Source organism: Phenylobacterium sp. (assembly GCF_030645195.1).
Taxonomy (GTDB): Bacteria; Pseudomonadota; Alphaproteobacteria; order Caulobacterales; family Caulobacteraceae; genus Phenylobacterium.
On sequence record NZ_JAUSLW010000076.1, the window covers coordinates 1 to 16,017 of the forward strand.

Annotated in this window: 13 protein-coding genes; 6 read left to right on the plus strand and 7 right to left on the minus strand. The window is 70.6% G+C overall.

Annotated features, from left to right (window positions below; all coding sequences use genetic code 11):
• Positions 1-19 precede the first annotated feature (19 nt).
• The 6 genes from Q7T09_RS07145 to Q7T09_RS07170 all read left to right on the plus strand — a co-directional run bounded on the left by Q7T09_RS07145 (position 20) and on the right by Q7T09_RS07170 (position 6,956).
• Positions 20-1,621 carry a peptide chain release factor 3 gene (locus Q7T09_RS07145; protein ID WP_304698811.1) on the plus strand — a complete coding sequence of 534 codons (1,602 nt, stop codon included), beginning with the start codon at positions 20-22 and terminating at the stop codon, positions 1,619-1,621.
• 4 nt (positions 1,622-1,625) lie between these two features.
• Positions 1,626-2,522, plus strand: coding sequence for a class I SAM-dependent methyltransferase (locus Q7T09_RS07150; protein ID WP_304698813.1), 897 nt, complete (start codon positions 1,626-1,628; stop codon positions 2,520-2,522).
• Between the two features lie 11 nt (positions 2,523-2,533).
• Positions 2,534-3,253 (plus strand): pseudouridine synthase, encoded by a 720-nt coding sequence (locus Q7T09_RS07155; protein ID WP_304698814.1) that lies wholly within the window; start codon positions 2,534-2,536, stop codon positions 3,251-3,253.
• Positions 3,254-3,410: 157 nt separating this feature from the next.
• Positions 3,411-4,784, plus strand: coding sequence for a hypothetical protein (locus tag Q7T09_RS07160; RefSeq protein ID WP_304698815.1), 1,374 nt, complete (start codon positions 3,411-3,413; stop codon positions 4,782-4,784).
• A 73-nt stretch (positions 4,785-4,857) separates the two neighbouring features.
• Positions 4,858-5,910 carry a TonB family protein gene (locus Q7T09_RS07165; protein WP_304698817.1) on the plus strand — a complete coding sequence of 351 codons (1,053 nt, stop codon included), beginning with the start codon at positions 4,858-4,860 and terminating at the stop codon, positions 5,908-5,910.
• A gap of 14 nt (positions 5,911-5,924) precedes the next feature.
• Entirely contained in the window at positions 5,925-6,956 is a 1,032-nt protein-coding gene (locus Q7T09_RS07170; RefSeq protein ID WP_304698819.1) for a TonB family protein, read from the plus strand.
• On the opposite strand, the gene Q7T09_RS07175 is transcribed toward Q7T09_RS07170, so the two are convergent.
• The 7 genes from Q7T09_RS07175 to Q7T09_RS07205 all read right to left on the minus strand — a co-directional run bounded on the left by Q7T09_RS07175 (position 6,953) and on the right by Q7T09_RS07205 (position 15,851).
• Positions 6,953-8,050, minus strand: coding sequence for a DUF2336 domain-containing protein (locus tag Q7T09_RS07175; protein ID WP_304698821.1), 1,098 nt, complete (start codon positions 8,048-8,050; stop codon positions 6,953-6,955). The two genes, Q7T09_RS07170 and Q7T09_RS07175, sit on opposite strands and share 4 nt — an antisense overlap.
• Positions 8,051-8,058: 8 nt before the next feature.
• Positions 8,059-8,742, minus strand: coding sequence for a hypothetical protein (locus Q7T09_RS07180; protein WP_304698823.1), 684 nt, complete (start codon positions 8,740-8,742; stop codon positions 8,059-8,061).
• Positions 8,743-8,816: 74 nt separating this feature from the next.
• Complete coding sequence (locus Q7T09_RS07185) at positions 8,817-9,584, minus strand: ABC transporter permease (protein WP_304698824.1); 768 nt, start codon at positions 9,582-9,584, stop codon at positions 8,817-8,819.
• Positions 9,581-10,330 (minus strand): ABC transporter ATP-binding protein, encoded by a 750-nt coding sequence (locus Q7T09_RS07190; protein WP_304698825.1) that lies wholly within the window; start codon positions 10,328-10,330, stop codon positions 9,581-9,583. Before Q7T09_RS07190 ends, Q7T09_RS07185 begins: the two co-directional genes overlap by 4 nt.
• A 12-nt stretch (positions 10,331-10,342) precedes the next feature.
• Positions 10,343-11,359, minus strand: coding sequence for an ABC transporter substrate-binding protein (locus Q7T09_RS07195; RefSeq protein WP_304698827.1), 1,017 nt, complete (start codon positions 11,357-11,359; stop codon positions 10,343-10,345).
• 75 nt (positions 11,360-11,434) lie between these two features.
• Positions 11,435-13,504: an ATP-binding protein gene (locus Q7T09_RS07200; protein WP_304698828.1), complete on the minus strand. Its 2,070-nt coding sequence runs from the start codon at positions 13,502-13,504 to the stop codon at positions 11,435-11,437.
• 544 nt (positions 13,505-14,048) lie between these two features.
• A complete protein-coding gene (locus Q7T09_RS07205) occupies positions 14,049-15,851 on the minus strand; it encodes an ABC-F family ATP-binding cassette domain-containing protein (RefSeq protein ID WP_304698830.1) in 1,803 nt (600 codons plus the stop codon).
• Positions 15,852-16,017 lie beyond the last annotated feature (166 nt).

Consider the following 16,017-nt stretch of genomic DNA (forward strand, 5'->3'; position numbering starts at 1 on the left):
GCTGCGCTAGTCCCCGCCCATGAGCAATTCTCCCGCCGCCGAGGCCGCGCGCCGGCGCACCTTCGCCATCATCTCCCACCCGGACGCCGGCAAGACGACCCTGACCGAGAACCTGCTGCTGGCGGGCGGCGCGATCCGCGCGGCCGGCGCGGTGCGGGCCCGCGGCGAGAACCGCCGGACCCGGTCGGACTGGATGAAGATCGAGCGCGAACGGGGTATCTCCGTCTCGGCCAGCGTCATGACCTTCGACCACGACGGGCTGATGTTCAACCTGCTGGACACCCCGGGCCACGAGGACTTTTCCGAGGACACCTACCGGACCCTGACGGCCGCCGACGCCGCGGTCATGGTGCTGGACGCCGCCAAGGGGATCGAGCCCCAGACCCTGAAGCTGTTCGAGGTCTGCCGCCTGCGCGACATCCCCATCGTCACCTTCATCAACAAGATGGACCGCGAGGCCCAGGACCCCATCGAGCTGCTGGACGAGATCGCCTCGAAGCTCGCCCTCGACCCCGCGCCGCTCTACTGGCCCGCCGGCTCGGGCGGGCGGTTCAAGGGCATGCTGGATCTGCGCACCCAGCAGTTCCTGCCCTTCGCCAAGAAGACCGCCGACAACAAGGACGAGGGTCACCCCGCCGCCGTCGCCTTCAAGGGCAACGCCATGGTCAGCTATCTCGACCCCGAGGAGTTGGCCGAGCTGGAGGAGACCTCCATGCTGGTGGGGGAGGCCTCCAAGCCCTTCGATCCCAAGGCCTTCCTGGAGGGCCACATGACCCCGGTCTTCTTCGGTTCGGCCCTGCGCCACTTCGGCATCGACCAGCTGCTGGCGGGTCTGGGCGCCTATGCCCCGCCGCCCAAGGCGGTGGCCGCCACCAAGGGCGGAGAGGCCACCCACATCGCCCCGGGCGATCCGGAGGTCACCGGCTTCGTCTTCAAGGTCCAGGCGAACATGGACCCCAACCACCGCGACCGCATCGCCTTCCTGCGGCTCTGCTCGGGCAAGTTCGCGCGCGGCATGAAGCTGAAGGTGCAGAACACCGGCCGCCAGCTGTCGGTCAACGCGCCGATCATGTTCTTCGCCTCGGACCGTGAACTGGCCGAGGAGGCCTTCGCCGGCGACGTCATCGGCATCCCCAACCATGGCGTGCTGCGGGTCGGCGACAGCCTCTCGGAGACCGGGACCATCCGCTTCGCCGGCCTGCCCAACTTCGCCCCGGAAATCCTGCAGCGGGTCCGGGTGAAGGACCCCCTGAAGGCCAAGCACTTGAAGAAGGCGCTCGAGGGCCTGGCGGAGGAGGGGGTGACCCAGCTCTTCCGGCCCCAGTTCGGCGCGGACTTCATCGTCGGCGCGGTGGGTCAGCTGCAGTTCGAGGTGATGGCCGACCGTCTGGCCAACGAATACCAGCTCGAGGTCCAGTTCGAGGCCAGCCCCTTCGCCGAGGCCCGCTGGGTCACGGCCGCCAAGGCCGAGCTGGAGGACTTCGTCACCAAGCACAAGACCGCCATGGCCACCGACATCGACGACCAGCCGGTGTTCCTGGCCAAGTCGGCCTGGGAGCTGGGCTATGTGGTCGAGCGCTATCCGCAGGTGGCCTTCCACCGCACGCGGGAGCGGGGCTAGGTCCGTGGCCGGCGTGATCGTCTACGGGACCCCGCCCTACGGCCTGGTGGAGGTCCCGGCCGGCGCCGTCCAGGTCTCGCCGATCCAGGCGGGCTCCACGGCCCTGGAGAGCCTGGCCGACGGCTCGCTCGACGAGGCGGTGATCGCCGCGCCCCCGGGCACCGCCGAGCGCGACTATGCCTTGGCCCAGGCCCTGCGGACCCTGAAGCCCGGCGGCCGCCTGACCGCCTTCGCGCCCAAGGACAAGGGCGGGGCGCGCCTGAAGAAGTCCCTGGAAGCCTTCGGCTGCGAGGTCTTCGAGGAATCCCGCAAGCACAACCGCATCTGCACGGTGGAGCGCCCGGAGCATCTCACCGGCCTGGACGAGGCCATCGCCAAGGGCGCGCCGCGCGCCGTCGGCGACCTCTGGACCCAGCCCGGGGTCTTCAGCTGGGACCGGGTCGATCCGGGCAGCGCCCTGTTGCTGAAGAGCCTGCCGCCGCTGAAGGGCAAGGGTGCCGACTTCGGCTGCGGGATCGGCATCCTGGCCCTCTCCGTCCTGGCCGCCCCGGAGGTCGCCGCGCTCACCCTGGTGGACATCGACCGCCGGGCCATCGAGGCGGCCCGCAGGAACGTCACCGATCCCCGGGCGGCCATCGTCTGGGGCGATGTGCGCCAGGCGGGCCTGACCGATCTCGACTTCGTGGTGATGAACCCGCCCTTTCACGACGGCGGCTCGGAGGATCGGGCGCTCGGCGTGGCCTTCATCGAGACCGCCGCCAAGGCCCTGCGCAAGGGCGGGACCTGCTGGCTCACCGCCAACCGCCACCTGCCCTATGAGCGGCCCCTGGCCGCCGCCTTCTCCAAGGTCGAGCTCAAGGCCGAGGCCGGCGGCTACAAGATCTACGAGGCCCGCAAGTGAGCAAGGCCCCGATGGCCAGACTCGATCGCCTGCTGGCCAATCTCGGCTACGGCTCCCGGCGCGAGGTCAACGCCCTGGTCCGCGCCGGCGGCGTGGTGCTGGACGGGGTCACCCTGAAGGACGCCGGCGCCAAGGTCCCCATCGTCCGCGACCTGCCCGCCCGCATGACCATCTCCGGCGCCCCGGTGGACCCGCCCGCGCCCCTGACGCTCATCATGCACAAGCCGCTCGGCGTGGTCTGCTCCCACCGCGAGCCCGGGCGCAGCGTCTATGAGCTGCTGCCCGCCCGCTGGCGCGCCCGCATGCCCGGCCTCTCCACCATCGGCCGGCTGGACAAGGAGACCTCGGGCCTGCTGCTGATCACCGACGATGGGGACTTGCTGCACCGGGTGATCTCGCCGCGTCACCACGTGGCCAAGCGCTACCTGGCCACGCTGGACCGGCCCCTGACCGGGGAGGAGGGGGCGATCTTCGCCGCCGGGACCCTGATGCTGGAGGGCGAGACCACCCCCCTGGCGCCCGCCGAGCTGGAGGTGCTTTCGCCCACCCAGGCCTCCCTGACCATCACCGAGGGCCGCTACCACCAGGTGCGCCGGATGTTCGCCGCCGTCGGCAACCACGTCACCGCCCTGCACCGCGACCGGATCGGCGGGCTGTCGCTGTCCGCCGACCTGGCGCCTGGCGAGTGGCGCGTATTGGACGAAGCCGGCGAGGCGTCGATCTTCGCCTAGACGTCCATTTCGCCTCAAAAGCGAAAATTCGCATTCCGTTAACCATAACTCACTGATTAACCACTTGTTTACGATCTCGGACCCGGCTTTGCTCCTTCCGGTCTGAACCCAGGTCAGGCGTCCCGTGTTGAGACGCCAGGGTGATCGGAGCCGCGACATGTTCGAGTTCGGTCGGGAATTGAAGCGCCTATTCGGCGCCGAGGGCCTGAACACCCCGCGCGACGGGCTGACCGGCGGGGACGCCTCCCTGCTGGAGCTGCTGGACCTGGACCTGCTGAAAGCCGAGGCCAAGGCCGCCGACGTGGCCGCCGGCCGCATCGGCGCCGCCGACCGCGCTCAGCGCAAGCTGGAGGCCGCCATCGTCTGGCGCGAGGTCGCCCGCCGCTCCGGCGACGCCGTGGCCCTGCGCAAGGCCGCCGCCACCGCGGAGGCCGCCGCCGACCTCTTCGACCGCAACCGCCGCCCCGACGGCTGGGCCCGCGCCCGCTGCGAACAGGCCTTCTGCGCCATGCTGGGCGCTGAGCTGTTCGGCGACGAGGGCCTCAACGCCGCCGCCGATCTCGCCTTCCGCGAGGCCCGCGCCGCCGCCCGCGGAGGCCTGGCCCTGCCGCTCGCCGATGTCGGCATCGCCGCCCTGGAGGGCCGCAGCCGCATGGCCGCCGGCGACGCCCAGGCCGCCCGCGTCGTCGCCGCCCGCTTCACCATCCCGATCCAGGGCCTCACCGTCCTGACCAAGCGCTGCCGCGCCGCCCGCCTGCTGGCCGTCGAGGCCCGCCTGGTGCGCGCCGACCTGCTGCTGGGCTGGGGCGCGCGGTTGAAGGACAGCGACCTGCTGCAGCAGGCCCTGGACGACGCCGAGGCCGCCATCGCCGGCATGGACCCCGCCTACGAACCCCTGACCTGGGCCCGCGCCGCGGCCATGCGTGGCCAGGCCATGGCCCTGCTGGGTGACGCCGCCGGCCAGATCGAGAGCGTGGCCGCCGCCATCAATCAGCTCGCCGACGTGCTCAACGACCTGTCGCGCGAGCACAGCCCCCTGGACTGGGCCCGCATCCAGACCTCGCTGGCCGAAAGCCTGCAGGCGCTCGGCGAGGCCGGCGCCAGCGAGCGCGCCTACGAACAGGCCGTCACCTGCTACGACCGCGCCGCCATGGTGCTCAAGGAGATCCCGGCGCTCGCCCTGCGCGCCGCCGCCGCCTCCAACCGCGCCCTCTGCCTGGCCCGTTGCGCCGAGCTCTCCGGCGACCTCAATGTGCTGGACGCCGCCGAGACCGCCTTCCGCATCGAGCTGACCGCCATGTCGCCGGGCCGCGACCCCACCGCCTGGGCCCTGCTGCAGGTGAACCTCGCCCGCCTCTACGAGGCTCGCCTGGACATCACCGGCCGCGACCGCGGCGAGCGCGCCGCCGCCGCCCACGCCCTGAACGCCGCCCTCGACGTCTTCGCTGAACAGGGCCTGCGCTCCCTCAGCATCGTCGCCTCCGACGCCCTCAGCCGCCTGACCCACGGCTCCCCGCGCCCCGCCTTCTGACGCGCACGATTTAGACTCCTCAACTCTCGGGTGCGCGTGCCAAGCTGCGCCTTGGGTTGGGGGAGCGCCTGTGATGCGTTGGAATATGTTGGGGCCCGTGCTGCTCGGCGCGGCGGCGATGGCCTCGTCGGCCCTGGCGGCTGACGCGATCGTCCACGCCACATGGCTCACCCGCCCGAGGGCCGAAGACCTGCTGGGGGTCTGGCCCGCCGAGGCGCTGAAGCGGGGATTGGGCGGGCGGGCAGTCTTGTCCTGTACGGTCACCACGACGGGCGCCCTTGTCGAGTGCCAGGTCGCCAGCGAGAGCCCGCCCGGCGCCGGCTTCGGGCAGGCGGCTATCGCCCTCACGCCTCAACTGCTGATGTCGCCGGCGACCCGCAACGGCGTCCCGTTCGCCGAGGCCGGGGTCAAGATCTCCATCAACTTCTCCGGCGCCGGACCCGAGACCGGCTCCCGTATCGGCGGCCAGATGAGCCTGGCCCCCATCCCGGTGAGGGCCATCTCCGACGTGCCCTGGATTGACGCGCCCACCTACGACCAGGTGGCGGCCGTCTATCCGGAGAAGGCGCGGCAGAAGGCGGTGGCCGGCCACGTCGTGATGAGCTGCGTCTTCAAGGCCGACGGCCACCTGACCGGATGCTCCACCGTCCGTGAGGAGCCCGACGGCTACGGCTTCTCCAGCGCGGCGCGCAGCTTGGTGGGCGCTTTCAGCGCGCCCACGACCGTTCGCGGTCAGAGCGTCCGCGCCGCCACCCTGCAACTGCCGGTCTCCTTCGAGCCCAAGATGCTGGACCCGGCCCGGCCCATGGTGGGCAAGCCGCAGTGGACGGTCCTTCCCGAACCCTCGGACTTTCAGGCCGGCTACCCGAAGGCGGCCCTCGCCGCCAACGTGCTGAAGGGCCGCGCCGTGCTGAGCTGCGTCGTGGCGGCTCAGGGCGCCCTGACCGACTGCGCGGTGTCCAGCGAAGAGCCCGCAGGCCTGGGCTTCGGTGCGGCGGCCTCGGCCCTGGCGCCGACCTTCCGGCTGGGAATCTGGACCCCCGACGGCCTGCCGACCGTCGGTGCCCGCATCAAGGCGCCGATCCGCTACGAGCGTCCCGAGGCCGATCCGACGGCCAAGCCCTAGCCCGGGAGATGTCCTTGAAACCCGTCGTTCTCTCTCTCGTTTTCGCCGTCGCCGGTCTCGCGGCCCCCTCCGCGGCCGCGCCCGACGTCATCGTGCAACCGGACTGGCTGCGCAAGCCGACCCAGGAGCAGTTGATGGCCGTCTGGCCCAAGGGCGCTCTGCAGGTCGGCAAGAAGGGGCGGGGCGTTATCGACTGCTCGGTCTCGCTGCAGGGGATGTTGTTCGACTGCAAGGTGGCGGAGGAGGACCCCGTGGGCTCCGGCTTCGGGCGCGCGGCCATCGCCCTGACACCGCAGTTCGTGATGAAGCCCGCAACCCGAAATGGCGTCCCCTTTGTCGCAACCCATGTCCGCATTCCCATCACCTTCGTCTGGCCGGCCGAGATGCGCCGGCAGGGGCACATCTTCACCAACGAGGTGATCGCCAATGTGAACTGGCGGGCCGCGCCGTCCTTCGCTCAGGTTGTCGCGGCCTATCCCGCCAAGGCGCGCGCGGCCGGCGCCGGAGGCTCGGCCACCCTGGACTGCCGGTTCAAGGACGACGGGCTGTTGTCGGATTGCAGCGTGCTGGGTCAGACGCCCACGGGAATGGGTTTTGGTGAGGCCGCGAAGTCGCTCTCCAGCCTTTTCGTGGGACCAACCGCTCTCAAGGACGGCTCGCTCACCAGGGGCGCCAGCGTGCAGATTCCGGTGACCTTCGCCCCCGAGATGCTGACCTCGAACAAGCCCGTGACGGGTAAACCCAAGTGGACAGCCGTGCCCTCGGCGGAGGATCTCGTGGGGGCGATCCCGCCTGCGGCGATCGCGGCGGGTGTGAAGACGGCGCGAGTGATGATCTCCTGCGTCATCGCCCAGGGCGGCGGCATCACCGACTGCACGGTGGTCAGCGAGGATCCACCAAACCTGGGGTTCGGCGCCGCGACTCTCGGCCTGGCGAAGGGAGTCAGGGTGAGCATCTGGACGGCGGAGGGTCTGCCCACCATCGGCGGCGGTGTGAGCGTTCCGATTCGCTATGATATCCCGCCGCCCGCGCCCGCCAAGCCCTAGGCGGCGGCGACGTCGCCGGTCTGGCGGCGCATGCGCCAGAAGCGGATGGTGCGCTGGGCGGCTTCCAGGGGCAGGGACTCGTAGAGTTGGCCATATTCCCGGGCGCGGCCCATGGCGTTGGAATCGCGGTCCAGGATCAGGACGGCGAAGGTCAAGTAGAGCGAGCGGTCGAAGCCCGCCGCCTTGCAGACGATGGAGAGCGCGTCGAGCTCGCGACGCTCCAGGATGCGCCGGGCGGTGTGGAAGTCGATGTCGGCCAGTTCGCACAGGGCCACCAGGAACTTGGTGGTCTCGCGGTTGCGCAGGAAACCGGCCAGGACCGGCGGGGTGATGGCGCCGCGCAGTTGCAGGATGCGGACGGCCTTCTCGGCCTCGACATAGTCGCCGGGCAGGGCGCCGTCGCGGGCGGCCAGCCGCTTGCGGCCGGCGGCCAGCGCCTGGTCCAGCTCCTCGGGGTCGACCTCGGAATTGCGCTCCAGGATCTGGTCGCGCAGACGGGCCTCCACCACGAAATACATCTCGTTCAGCAGGTCGACCGGCAGGGCCTTCCGCGCCACAACGGCCTGGTGCAGGACCGGATTGTCCAGGGCGCGGTCCACCACCATCTCGTGGGTCGCCCGCGACATCTCCGCCCCCTGGTTGGCCAGCAGGGTCCCGAGCGTCTCGTCGTCGCCGCGCTCCACGATGGCCTCGGACACCGACATCGGCACCATGGGGCGCTGGGAGATGGCGCGCAGGTGGTCCTGGCCCCGCGTACGGGCCACCGAAAGCAGGTCGTCCTCGGTGAGCGCCGTGGAGCCTTCCAGTAGGGGACGGGCCACCTCGATGGAGGCGTCGCGGGCGAGCGCCCGGATCAGGCCCGCCGGGGCGGGATCGGCGCCGGACATGCGATGGGCGAGCTCGGCGCGGACAGCCTCTTCCATGTCGCCGGCCAGCTGGGTCAGGACGTCGTCGAACAGGGCCATCTCGCCGGGCGCGCGGGGGTCGTCAGTGGTGAAGAACAGGTCGGTGACGCCACGCAGCAGCTCACGCCTCCGGTCGCTGGAGGGCTCCTGGGCCAGTTCGATCAGGTCGTGGAGCTTGGTGCGCGTCATCTGGACTCTCAGAACGGGCGGCCGTCGCCGCCGTCGGACTCATCGTTGCTGTCGCCATCGGTCGTCTTGACCTTGGGCGCGTCGGGGGGACCGATGAGGACATAGCGGTCGCCAGCCGGCGGCTCGGGGATCAAGTCGGGCTCCAGGCCATAGGCGCGGTGCACGGAATAGAGCTTGGAGGATCCGCCCACCTTCCGGGCTGCCGCCGAGGCGTCGGCCAGGTGTTGCGGGGCGGCGATCGCGGCCTGTTCCGGCAGGGGGGGCGGGCCGCTGTAGAGGCTCGACGGCAGGGGCGCACGGAGCGGCGGCGAGGCCGGCTGTTCCAGGGACGCGGCCGGCGGCGCGGCGCGCGGAGCCTGGTACGGCGTCTGCGGCGTGAAGGGCTGGTAGGCGGGCGGCTGGTAGGTGGTCACCCGGCGCTCGCCGGGGGGCGGGGCCAGCTCCGCCGGGGGCGGCGCCTCCTGGCGGCCGCGGGAGAACTGCCCGGCCAGGGCCATCGGCTCGGGCCGGGCATAGGGGCTGGGCTGGCCGGACGGGGTGGCGTAGGCGCGCTTGTTGGACCAGTTCAGCATCGGGCCGGCGGGCGCCGGCGCCTCGACGGGCGGGCGCGCCTCATAGCGGGCGCGATCGTCCTCCTCGGAGGCCGGGTGGACCGCGCGGAGCATGGCGGCGATGGCGAGACCTAGGCGCATGATCGGCGAAAGCTATCGGCAGCCGCTTAACCCTGAGCTAACAGCCGTCTTTAACCCTAGCCTAACGGCCGCCCTTAACGGCCTCGCCACCAGGCCAGTCCAGCCCGCTCCGCGCGCTCCAGAAGCGCGTGCAGGACCACCCCCATCAGGCCCAGGACCACCAGGGCCGCGATCATTCGGGCCGTCTGCAGCTTGTTGCCGGCGTCCAGGATGCGCCAGGCCAGGCCGCGCACACCGCCGGAGCCCGCGCCGAACTCGGCCACAACCGCCCCGATCACCGCCAGGCCGGCCGCAACCTTATGACCTTCCAGGAGAAATGGGACGGCCGAGGGTAGGCGCAGGCGCAGGACCCGCTGCAGGCGGCTCGCGCCATAGAGATCGAACAGCCGCTCCAGGTCGGGGTCGGCGGCCTTCAGGCCGGTGACCGCCCCGGAGAAGATCGGGAAGAAGGCCACCAGGACGGCCAGGGCCACGATGGCCCGCTCGGGATGGTCGATGCCGGCCCAGATCAGCACCAGGGGGGCGATGGCCACCACCGGGGTCACCTGCAGCACCGAGGCCAATGGCCGCACCGCCCGGTCCGCCAGGGGGCTCAGGCCCACCAGCAGGGCGATGGCCTGGGCCGCGACGCTGGCGATGACCAGCGCGATCAGCGCCACCGACAGGGTGTTCCAGGCCGCCTGCATCAGGCTCGCCGTGTCGGTGGCGAGCGCCACGGCGACGTCGGAGGGGGCGGGCAGGAAATAGGCCGGGACCCCGGTGACCCGGCAGGCGATCTCCCACCCGGCCAGCAGCAGGGCGATGAGGGCGAAGGGCGCGAGCAGGTCGAGGAGCTTGCTCACGCGGCGGCCTCCGAGCCCTTGACCAGCAGGTCCGACACCGCCTCGGCGGCGTGGCGGAACTCCGGGGTGGTGCGGAAGCCGATCAGCCGGGGCAGGTGCCCCGCCACCTCGATCTCCCCGGCGATGCGTCCCGGTCCGCGGGTCATCACCGCCACGCGGCTGGCCATGTAGGCGGCCTCCTCGACATTGTGGGTGACGAAGACAATGGCGGGCTTGGTCTCGCGCCACAGCTTCAGCACGTCGTCGGCCAGGGACCGGCGGGTGATCTCGTCCAGGGCCGCGAAGGGTTCGTCCAGCAGCAGCAGGCGCGGCTCGGTGACCAGGGCGCGAGCCAGGGAGGCGCGCATGGCCATGCCCCCCGACAGCTGGGCCGGACGTGCCTGCTCGGCGCCGGCCAGGCCGACGCGGGCGAGGGCCGCGGCCGCCAGGTCCCGGGCGCCCCTGCGCGAGGCGCCGGCCAGCTCCAGGGGCAGGGCGACATTGGCCTGGGCGCTCATCCAGGGCGCCAGGGTCGGGGCCTGGAAGACCACCGAGGTCTCGCCGCGGCCGGCGGTGCGGGTGACCGTCCCCCGGGTCGGCTGCTCCAGACCGGCCAGCAGGCGCAGGGCCGTGGACTTGCCGCAGCCCGAGGGACCCACCAGGGCGACGATCTCGCCCGGCGCCACGCTCAGGGTGAACGGCCCCAACGCGCGGCCGCGTTTGGGGTAATCGACTTCAACGGCCTCGAGGGCGACGACGGGCGGCATCGGCGCGGCGGGCTACTTCGCCGCCGGCGGCGCCACGAACTGCAGGGTGTAGGCCTTCTTGTAGTCCAGGGTCTTGGGATAGACGCCCTGGTCCGAGGCGATCTTGAAGAACTCGGCCCAGCGGGCGTCGCTCATCGTGCCGATGCCGGCGGTCTTGGCCTCGCCGCCGTCGACGATGCCGTAGGCCTTCATCTTCTCGCGGGCCTGGTCGAGGACGTCCTGGGCCATCTCCGGATTGTCCTTGCGGATCAGGGCGTCGGCCGGCGCCGGATCGCCGTAGAGATAGTCGCGCCAGCCCTTGGCCGAGGCCTCCACGAAGGCCTTCACCGCCGCCGGATTGGAGTCGATCAGGCTCTGCGGGACCATGATCATGGTGGCGTAGCTGGGATAGCCGTTGTCGGCCAGGAGGAAGACCTTGGGCTTCATCTTGGCCTCCTTCTCCAGGGTGTAGGGCTCGCTGGTGACGTAGCCCTGCTGGGCCACGCGCTTGTCGGCCAGGAAGGGGGCGGAGTTGAAGGTGTACTTGCGGATCTGATCGTCGGTGAAGCCGTACTTGGACTTCAGCCAGACCCAGAAGGCGGTGACCGAGGCATCCGACAGCAGGATGGGATGGCCCTTCAGGTCCCCGATGCTCTCGATCCCCTGGTCGGGGTGGGCGATCAGGACCTGGGGGTCCTTCTGCATCATGGCCGCGACGGCCTTAACCGGCACGCCCTCCTGGGCCATGTTCAGAGCGATGAAACTGTTGGAGCCCATGCCGGCCTGGACCGCGCCCGAGGCCAGCAGTTGCGGCACGTTCACGCCGGGGCCGCCCTGGACGATCTGCACGTCCAGGCCGCGCTTGGCGTATTCGCCGTTGGCCAGGGCCTCATAGAACCCGCCGTGCTCGGCCTGGGCCCGCCAGTCGGTGGCGAACTTGATCACCGTGGGCTGGCCGGCGGCCGGGGCGGTGTCCGCCTTCTTGGCCGGGGAACAGGCGACGGCGAGGACCGCGAGGGCGGCGATGGCGATGGCGCGCAAGGCGTTCATGATCTCTCCCCAACTTGGATCGCCCTTAAGCCTAGGGCGTGACGGCCCCGCTTCCAAGATGGGTTGGCCAGGTTTCTAGGCCGCGTTGTCCTTGGCCCGCGCATCGGCGAGCCACCGGGCGAGGACGCCGTGCAGGGCCTCGATCTGGATCGGCTTGCCGACGGCGTCGTTCATGCCGGCCTTGAGGCAGCGGGCCTCCATCTCGGGCATGACGTCGGCGCTCATGGCGATGATCGGCAGGGTGGCGCAGCGCCCCCCCAGGGCCCGGATCAGGCGGGTGGCCTCCAGGCCGTCCATGCGGGGCATGTGGACGTCCATCAGGATCAGGTCGACCGCGCGGTCGCGGGCGGCGGTCACGGCGTCCTCGCCGTTCTCGGCCAGCACCACCTCGCAGCCCAGCAGGGTCAGGACCGTGGCGCCCAGCTCGCGGTTCACCGGGTGGTCGTCCACCAGCAGCACCGTGGCGCCCAGGTCGCCGATCTTGCGCATGCCCGAGGCCGGCTGGGCCACGGTCTCGGCCAGGGTCGCCTCGATCTCGAACCAGAAGACCGAGCCGAAGCCCTCGGCGCTGTCGAGGCCGATGCGGCCGCCCATCAGCTCGGTCAGGCCCTTGCAGATGGCCAGGCCCAGGCCCGTGCCGCCGTGCTCGCGAGTGACCGTGGCGTCGGCCTGGCTGAACCGATTGAACAGGCGGGTGGCCTGTTCGGTGGGGATGCCGATCCCGGTGTCGGTGACCACGAAGCGCAGGGTGGCGGCGTCCCCGGCGATCGTCACCTCCAGGTCCAGGCGGACCCGGCCGCGCTCGGTGAACTTGATGGCGTTGGAGAGCAGGTTCAGCAGGATCTGCCGAAGCCGCAGATCGTCGGCCATCACCGGCCGGTCGACCTCGCCGGTGGCTGAGAACTGCAGGTCCAGGCCCTTGCGGCGGGCCGTCTCGGCGACGATGGCCAGGGCCTCCTGGGCCATGGCCCGGGGCTCGATGGCGCGGGCCGACAGCTCCACCTCGCCGGACTCCATCTTGGAGAAGTCCAGCACGTCGTTGACGACGTTGAGCAGGGAGGAGCCGGCGCGGTCGATCAGGGTCAGCTGGCGGTGGGCGGCCTCGGGCAGGTCGCCGCGTTTCATCAGCACCTCGGTGAAGCCGATGATGCTGTTCATCGGGGTGCGGATCTCGTGGCTCATATTGGCCAGGAACTCCGACTTGGCGCGGCCGGCGGCCACGGCGCGGGCCTGGGCGGCGCGGGCCACCCGGGTGCGGCTGGCCCACAGGCGCTTCAGGCGCTTCTGGTCGGCGATGGCGAGCGCGGTGGCGAGCGCGGTGAAGAAGCTGATCCCGATCAGGAACTGCACGCCGCGGGTCTTCTGCAGCAGGGTCCAGGTCGCCCCGGTGTGGGTCTCCTGGGTCCCCAGGACCAGGCTGGTGGAGACCGAGGCCAGCATCATCGCCGCCACCGCCGCGCCGCGCGGGCCCAGGCGGAAGGCGATGAGGGTCATCAGGGGGAAGATGATGATCGGGGTCGGGAAGCGCACCGGCGTGAAGGCCAGCACGCTGCCGGCCGCCATCAGGCAGTAGAGGCCGAACTGCTCGGGCCAGTCGCGGTGGAAGTCGCGCACCGTGTCGGACCGGGCGATCAGCAGGATGGCGGGCAGGGCGATCGCCATGCCCAGGCCGTGCGCATAGAACCAGGTGCTCAACACGGAGTTGAAGCTGTGGCCGAACAGGGTCAGGACGTCGGCGGCCACCACCGAGCTGGCGGCCGTCGCCGGCGCCACGGCGAACAGCAGCAGCTTGGCTACCCGCTTGAGGCTGGTTAGCCGCATGGTCTGGCCGCAGGCCTTGCGCGCCAGCCAGGCCGTGGCGAAGGCCTCGGCGAAGTTGAGCACCGGGAAGGCGAAGCCGATCCCCATCGCATTGCCCAGCAGCAGGCCGGCGCCCCAGTTGAACAGGAAGCAGATCGCCGCCGCCGGGACGCTCCAGCGCCAGGGCAGCAGCAGGAAGGAGGCCGCCAGGATGCCATTGGACAGCCAGATCGCCGCGACCCCGGTCTCGCCCTTCGACAGGGCGAGGCTGAACAGCACGCTGGCCGTGAAGGCCAGGGTCAGGCTGACGGTCAGGATCAGGTTGCGCGACGGCTTGGCCAGCATCGAAGGTCCTCAAGAGGCCGCGCGATGATGACTCATTCTGGTGGCGAAAGGTTTAAGTCGTGCCAAGTCGGGACACATAGCCGCACCAATTCGGGTAGCGCCCATAGCAAGAGGGCGGCGCAGCGGTTTCCCGTCACGTCGCCCTCTCATCCAGATCCGTTGGGGGATCTGCGTCTTAAGGTCGGTTTGCGACTTCGAACGCGGGGTTACCCGCAGGTTTCCATCGCCGACCGGTGTCCTTTGGTCGCTCCGGTCCCGGCTTGCGCCGCTTCCAGTTCCCCAGAGAACCTCCTGCTCGCATCGTCGAACCCGTTTCCGTGTCCGTCAGCGCCGCAGTCCCTCTCGACCCCTTGATCTTTCCCCCGAACCCTCTATCAAGCAAGCGCCGCGATTCGCCCCGATGTGGGTCACGGCCCCAATTCCGGTGGACATCCTGTGGATGTTTTGGGGATTTTCCGGGATTTTTCCTTAAGAATCAGCGCTGAAATTTATCCACAGCATTCCTGTGGCCGCCGCGAATCAGGCGCTGGAGCGGGACGGGCCTTTAACGCCCGCCCTCCAGCGCCTCGCGCATCTCCTCCAGGGTCATCCAGTCCTCCTCGGCCTTGGCCAGTTCGGCCTGGGCGGCCGCGTGGGCCTTGCTCAGCTTGTCGAAGCCGGCCGGATCGCGGGCGTAGAGGGCCGGATCGGCCATGTCGGCCTCCAGCTTGGCGATCTTGGCCGGCAGGCTGGCCATCAGCCCCTCGGCCTCCTTCAGCCGATGCTGGTCCTTGAAGGAGAGCTTGGTGGCCTTCCTGGGCTCGGCGGGCTTGGCCGCCGCCTTGGGCGCGGGGACCGGGGCGGGCGCCTCGCCGATGGCGCGGAAATAGCCGGGGTTCTGGCGCAGGAAGTCCTGCCAGCCGCCGGGCGTCTCCACCACGTCGCCGCGGCCGTTCAGGGCGATGGTGGAGGTGGCCAGCCGGTCGATGAAGTCGCGGTCGTGGCTCACCAGGATCAGGGTGCCCTCGAAGTCGGCCAGCAGGTCCTCGAGCAGATCCAGCGTATCCATGTCCAGATCGTTGGTGGGCTCGTCCAGGATCAGCAGGTTGGCGGGCGTGGCGAGCGCGCGGGCCAGCAGCAGGCGGTTGCGCTCGCCGCCGGACAGGCTGCGCACCGGCTGGCGGATCTGGGCGTCGGTGAACAGGAAGTCCTTGGCGTAGGCGTTCACATGCTTGGGCTGGCCGCGCACCATCACCTGGTCGCCCCCCAGCGGGGTGAGCACGTCGCGCAGCATCATGTCGGGCTTCAGGTCGGCCCGGGCCTGGTCGATATAGGCCGTCTCCAGATTGGCCCCCAGCTTCACCGAGCCGGTGTCGGGCGCGATCTCTCCCAGCAGCATCTTCACCAGGGTGGTCTTGCCCGCCCCGTTGGGACCGACGATGGCCACCCGGTCGCCGCGCAGGATGCGGGTGGAGAAGCTCTTGAGCAGCACCCGGTCGCCGAAGGCCTTGGAGATTCCCTTGGCCTCGATCACCCGCTGGCCCGACAGGCCGGAGGAGGCGATGCCCATGTTCATCTCGCCGCGCGCTTCGCGCAGGCGCTCGACCTTGACCTGGCGCAGCTCCATCAGGGCGCGGCGGCGGCCCTCGTTGCGGGCCCGGCGGCCGGTGACCCCGCGCTGCAGCCAGTACTCCTCCTGCTCCAGCTTCTTGTCGATCCGGCGGCTCTCCTCGACCTCGGCGGCCAGGATCTGCTCCACCCAGGCGTCGAAGGCCGCGAACCCCTTGTCGAGGCGCCGCACCTTGCGGTGCTCCAGCCAGAAGCAGCGCTGGGTGGTTCGCTCCAGGAAGGCGCGGTCGTGGCTGACGATGACCATGGCGGCGCGGCTATTGGCCAGTTCCTTCTCCAGGGTCTCGATGGCCAGTATGTCCAGGTGGTTGGTGGGTTCGTCCAGCAGCAGCAGGTCCGGGTCCTCGGCGAAGGCCCGGGCCAGCGCCGCCCGGCGAATCTCGCCCCCCGACAGGCCCGCCGTCGACTTGGCCGGGTCGATGCCGAAGATGGCCAGGGCCGCGTCGGCCTCGTGCTCCGCCGCGCCGCCGGCGGTGACGTGCTCCAGCAGGGTCGCGCCGAAGATCTCCGGCTCCTGCGGCACATAGGCGATGCGCACCGCCGGCTGCACGGCCCGCTCGCCGTCGTCGGGCTGGATCTGGCCGGCCAGCACCTTCAGCAGGGTGGTCTTGCCCGCCCCGTTGCGCCCCACCAGGCAGGCGCGCGACCGCGGCTCCACCGACAGGTCGACGCCGTCGAACAGCATTTTCGGTCCGTCGGCGAGGCGGACGTCCTTCAGGGCGAGGATGGGTGGCTTCATGCGGCGTCCGACATAGCGAGGCGCCGGGGATGCGCAAGCTCTAGAACCCAATCCGCTCATCCCGGCGAAGGCCGGGACCCAGATACATCATGAGCGGTCAGAGGTGATCCGAACGTCAAATGACCGGATTTCGCCCCGCTGCTGGGGATTTCACCTGGATCCCGGC

Coding starts and splice junctions, on each gene's coding strand:
- Q7T09_RS07180 (WP_304698823.1), bottom strand. CDS start 8,742: ATGCGCCTAGGTCTCGCCATCGCCGCCATGCTCCGCGCGGTCCACCCG.
- Q7T09_RS07195 (WP_304698827.1), bottom strand. CDS start 11,359: ATGAACGCCTTGCGCGCCATCGCCATCGCCGCCCTCGCGGTCCTCGCC.
- Q7T09_RS07175 (WP_304698821.1), bottom strand. CDS start 8,050: ATGACGCGCACCAAGCTCCACGACCTGATCGAACTGGCCCAGGAGCCC.
- Q7T09_RS07165 (WP_304698817.1), top strand. CDS start 4,858: ATGCGTTGGAATATGTTGGGGCCCGTGCTGCTCGGCGCGGCGGCGATG.
- Q7T09_RS07205 (WP_304698830.1), bottom strand. CDS start 15,851: ATGAAGCCACCCATCCTCGCCCTGAAGGACGTCCGCCTCGCCGACGGA.
- Q7T09_RS07190 (WP_304698825.1), bottom strand. CDS start 10,330: ATGCCGCCCGTCGTCGCCCTCGAGGCCGTTGAAGTCGATTACCCCAAA.
- Q7T09_RS07145 (WP_304698811.1), top strand. CDS start 20: ATGAGCAATTCTCCCGCCGCCGAGGCCGCGCGCCGGCGCACCTTCGCC.
- Q7T09_RS07155 (WP_304698814.1), top strand. CDS start 2,534: ATGGCCAGACTCGATCGCCTGCTGGCCAATCTCGGCTACGGCTCCCGG.
- Q7T09_RS07160 (WP_304698815.1), top strand. CDS start 3,411: ATGTTCGAGTTCGGTCGGGAATTGAAGCGCCTATTCGGCGCCGAGGGC.
- Q7T09_RS07200 (WP_304698828.1), bottom strand. CDS start 13,504: ATGCTGGCCAAGCCGTCGCGCAACCTGATCCTGACCGTCAGCCTGACC.